We start from the raw sequence: 4,348 nt of genomic DNA on the forward strand, positions 1-4,348 counted from the left end.
CATTCGTCGGTGGGGGATCAGGACAAAGCCCGCGCCATCCTGGGCGTCCCGGACGGCTATGAGGTGGCCTACCTGATGGGCGTCGGCTATCCCGCCGATCGCCCGCTCAAGCCGATCCGCAAACCGAACCGTCGCCCGTTCGACGAGGTCGTCCACCACGGGCACTGGTAAGCCTCGCGCCGCGACACGAGATCATAAGGGCCACAACGGAATCACGCAGGGTGGGCGGCGAAGAACTGCCAGACGGTCTGGGTGGCGTTCAGCGCGTGCGATGTCTGGCTCGTTCGTTCCAGGAAGGTGGTCCCGCCGGGCCACTGGTGTCGGCCGCCGTCGATGGTGATCAACTCGACGCTGCGGTTGTTGGCGCACGCCGCGGTCGATGTGGTGACCGGGGCGTTGGTGGTGACATCGGGTGGGCCGCACTGGTCGACTTTGCGCCAGAACGCGTTGACGTCGGGTATCGATGGCCCGTTGACGGTGCTGGCGCCCTGTCCGCCGGTGTAGGGGACCAGCCGGTCGGAGGTGCCGTGGATGTGGATCACCGACGTCGGGTGCGGTGCGGGGCAGGCGTCGAGCATGGTGGCCGAGTCCGGGCCGATCGCGGCGAAGATGCCGCTGTTGCAGGCCAGCGCGTAGGCCATGATGCCGCCGTTGCTGATTCCGGTGGCATACACGCGCGCCTTGTCCATCGGTAAGTCGGCACTGATCTCCCCGACCATCGTGGTGATAAAGCCGAGGTCGTCGATGTTTTCACTCGCGGCCTTGCCGCAGCAGCCGTGCGCGTTCCATGTCGCGCCGACGCCGTCGGGGTAGGCGACGACGAACTTCGCCGAGTCGGCCAACTGATCCCAGCCATACGACTCTTCGGCTTGCTCGCCGTCGCCGAACGCGCCGTGCAGCATGACCACCAGCGGCGCCGGCCCCGCCAGGCCCGGGGGTTTGTGCACCCGATAACTGCGGTCCAGCCCGCCGAAGGCCATGGTGTGCACGCTGGTGCCGTCCGGGAATCCTGTGACCGCGTGCTTCGCGGCAGAACACCCCGACAACGCAAGCAACACGCTCAACAATGCGGTCAGCCGAATGACCATGCGTAGAACCTAACGGCTGACGCGCGTGATGCGGCGCAAAGTGATCATCGCGACTAAAGCCGCCTGAATCACACGGAAACGTCGGGCCAACATGCGGGAACCTCCACGTTGCCGCGGCGAGGCTCGGCATCGCCTGGTCACATGAGCGCCTACACTTTGAGATCCGATGAAACTGACCAACCCTCTGCGGCATCCCCCCGGAGTACCGCGCGTCGAAAAGCCGCCCGCCGAAGGCCAATTCCACCTTGCCGACGGTCGTCGGCTGGGCTACGCCGAATTCGGTGACCCTTCCGGCCCGGTGGTGCTGTGGTTTCACGGCACGCTGGGAGCGCGACGGCAATTCCCGATGCTTGGCCGGCGTGCCGCCGAGCGGCTCGGCCTGCGGGTCATCGTCATCGAGCGGCCGGGCACCGGGCTCTCCGATGCGCACCGCTACGGCGCGGTGACCGACTGGGTCCCCGACATGGCCCAGGTGGCCGACGCGCTCGACGCCGAGCGGCTCGGCGTCGTGGGCCTGTCCGGCGGGGGTCCGTATGCCTTGGCCTGCGGCGCGCTGGCCCCGATGGTTGATCGGGTGGCCGCCGTAGGAATCCTCGACGGCACCGTCCCGGCGGCCGGTCCCGAGGCCACCGGTGGCGGCGTCACCGACACGGCCCGCCGCTACGGCCTGGTGCTCACCCAGTTGCGCCGGCTGCTGGCCGTGCTCAGCACCATCCTGCTGGCGCCGCTTATCCCCTTCGCGCACTACGCCTACCGGGGCTACGCCCGGATGTGGCCCGAGGGCGACCGACGGGTGCTCGACGATCCCGAGGTCGAGGCGATCTTCGTCGACGACATGGTCAATGCCTTCCGGGGCCGCTGCCTGGCCATGGTCGACGACGCCCGGCTCTTGGGGCGGGACTGGGGTTTTCGGTTGGTCGACGTGAAGGTGCCGGTGCGTTGGTGGCACGGCGACACCGACCACGTGGTTCCCTTCGCCGGCGTCGAAGCGGCCGTCACGCGCCTGCAAGACGCCGAGCTCGTCGTGCGTTCGGGGGAGAGTCACCTCGGCGGCTTCGCCAAGATCGACGAGGTCCTCGAGTACATGCGCTCACAGCTCTGAGCCGCAACGGCTTTCGCCGTTGCTGTCCGACTGGATTTCCTCCACGGTCACGCCGATTCCCGGCTATCTGTTGTTGCTCAAGCACGCGTCGGCATACGCTGCCATCGGGGTTGGCCGCGACAGGGAGAGGAAAATGTCCCCAACGATTCGCGCATCGGCCGTATTCGTTGCATGCATGGCGGTGGCCGCGCTCGCGCCACCAGCCGTGGCCGACCCGGGCGACCCAATCCCCGGTAATGGCGTCTTCATCGTCGGACCCGACATCGCACCGGGCCTGTATCACACGGGCGGGACGGCGTCGGTCGTCGGGGTGTGGATCAACAACATCCCGACCCAGGGCGAAATGTGCTCCTGGTTTACCTACAGCACACCCGATGCGAACAAGGCCAATGTCGTCCAGGCGAATCAATCTATGGGACCGATGTACGCGAACATCAACACGACGATCAAGGCCTTCGAGTCGCGCAACTGTCAACCCTGGACGCCGGTCCAATAAGCTGGCCGGGACAACTTCCGGCCCGGGGAATAATCCGGACTACGGTCCGGTTGGCCGGGTGGTACCGGTTAGCCCACTCAAAGGAGAATCCGCATGACCGCAGCCGTTGGTACCAAAGAGCTCACCGCCGGGACCTGGGCGATCGACCTCATCCACTCCTCGATCAACTTCTCGGTGCGCCATCTGATGGTCGGCAAGATCTACGGCAGATTCGACCAGTTCAGCGGCGCGATCACCATCGCCGAAGACGGCACGCCGTCGGTGCGCGCCGAGGTCGACGTGAACTCCCTCTACACCGGCAACGAGCAGCGTGAGGCGCACATCAAGGCCCCCGATTTCTTCGACGTCACCCAGTTCCCGACCGCGACGTTCGTCTCCACCGCGGTGCGCCCCGACGGCGATGACTACATCGTCGACGGCGACTTCACCCTCAAGGGCGTCACCAAGCCGGTCACCATGACGCTGGTGTTCAATGGCACCAGCCCGGGCATGGGACGCGGCGAAGTCGCCGGCTTCGACGCTTCGGTTGTGCTGAGCCGCAAGGACTTCGGGGTCGGCCCCGAGATGCCGCTCGACGGCGGTGGCAGCATGGTCGGGGACAAGGTCACGCTCACGCTGGCGATCGAGGCCCTCAAGCAGGCCTGACGACGCGCCGCTGCCAAGCGGCCCCGACGCTTCACCGGTCTCGGCGAAAAGTCGCTCGAAGGCGGGCAATTCGCATTGTGATTCGGCGGCGCCGTCTCGAATACGAAGGTCTTTAGGACACTGCCTCAGCCATAGCTAGGGCGTCAGGACGATCTTGCCCCGGGTGTGGCGGCGTTCGAGTGTGGAGTAGGCGCGCTGAACCTCGTCGAGCGGAATACGCTCGGCGATCGGCACTTTCAGTTGGCCTGCAGCGATCAGTGCCGCGAGCTCGCCCAGCACAGCGGCGTCGGCCCCGTCCTGATTGCCTACGAACTTGACCCCGAACCGCTCCAGCGCCGGGAAGTCGATGATGGTGTCGATGCGGTCGGGTGCAATGCCCAGCTCGGTTACGGCTAATTCGACGTAGCCGCCACCAAAGAAGTCCAAGAACGCATCGACCCGGGATTGACAGCGGTCGAGACGGTCCGCCGGCCGCAGCTCGTTTGGCTGGACGAAGACCCACCGCGTTTCGCGGACTGACCCCTACATCTGTTGCGCCGGCTTCAGCACGCTGAACACTCCGCCCTGCGGGTCGGTCAAGACAGCCGACCGCCCCACCGACGGTATGTCGAACGGCTCGACCATGACGTGCCCGCCCCCCTCGGCCACCTTGGTCGCTGTGGCGTCGGCATCGTCGACAGCGAAGTAGACATGCCAATGGTTGGGCACACCTTGCATCGGCGGTTCCGTGCAACCGCCGACATCGTTACCACCAACCTTGAGCAGCGTGTACGTCTGACCTGGTGCCATCTCCACCGCGGAGTGCGTCAACCCGACCACGGCCTCGTAGAAGGCCAGCGCCGATTCCGGCTTGTCCGTGATCAATTCGTTCCAGATAGGCGCGCCTGACTCGCCGACCAGCGTCGCGCCGATGTGGCGGTTGGCCTGCCACAGCCCCACGGCCGGGCCGGTCGGATCGGCGACGAAGGCCATCCGGCCGGCTTCGCCGATATCGACGGGTGCCATCAGCACCTGCCC

General features: G+C 66.3%; 6 protein-coding genes and 1 pseudogene. 4 read left to right on the forward strand and 3 right to left on the reverse strand.

The annotated features are described in order from the left end of the window. Positions 1–171: nitroreductase family protein (locus VNW74_RS27680; RefSeq protein ID WP_414686803.1), on the forward strand; the 171-nt coding region annotated here is incomplete at its 5' end. Between the two features lie 41 nt (positions 172–212). On the opposite strand, the gene VNW74_RS27685 is transcribed toward VNW74_RS27680, so the two are convergent. Then, positions 213–1,088, reverse strand: a complete 876-nt coding sequence (locus VNW74_RS27685) for an alpha/beta hydrolase family esterase (protein ID WP_325682831.1) — start codon at positions 1,086–1,088, stop codon at positions 213–215. Between the two features lie 166 nt (positions 1,089–1,254). Between VNW74_RS27685 and VNW74_RS27690 the strand changes: the two genes are divergently transcribed. From VNW74_RS27690 to VNW74_RS27700, 3 genes are all read left to right on the forward strand, one after another. After that, on the forward strand, positions 1,255–2,190 hold the full coding sequence (locus VNW74_RS27690; protein WP_325682833.1) for an alpha/beta hydrolase: 936 nt from the start codon (positions 1,255–1,257) through the stop codon (positions 2,188–2,190). Positions 2,191–2,323: 133 nt separating this feature from the next. Continuing rightward, the gene (locus tag VNW74_RS27695; RefSeq protein ID WP_325682835.1) at positions 2,324–2,686 is read left to right on the forward strand and encodes a hypothetical protein; all 363 of its coding nucleotides are present in this window, start codon (positions 2,324–2,326) and stop codon (positions 2,684–2,686) included. 93 nt (positions 2,687–2,779) lie between these two features. After that, positions 2,780–3,331 carry a YceI family protein gene (locus VNW74_RS27700; RefSeq protein ID WP_325682837.1) on the forward strand — a complete coding sequence of 184 codons (552 nt, stop codon included), beginning with the start codon at positions 2,780–2,782 and terminating at the stop codon, positions 3,329–3,331. Between the two features lie 135 nt (positions 3,332–3,466). Here VNW74_RS27700 and VNW74_RS27705 read toward each other — a convergent pair. Both VNW74_RS27705 and VNW74_RS27710 read right to left on the reverse strand, forming a co-directional pair. After that, positions 3,467–3,778: pseudogene (locus tag VNW74_RS27705) on the reverse strand (zinc-binding dehydrogenase); the annotation flags it as partial. Positions 3,779–3,853: 75 nt separating this feature from the next. After that, positions 3,854–4,348: VOC family protein (locus VNW74_RS27710; protein ID WP_325682839.1), on the reverse strand; the 495-nt coding region annotated here is incomplete at its 5' end.

Origin of the sequence: Mycobacterium sp. (assembly GCF_035570115.1) — a bacterium.
Classification (GTDB): domain Bacteria; phylum Actinomycetota; class Actinomycetes; order Mycobacteriales; family Mycobacteriaceae; genus Mycobacterium.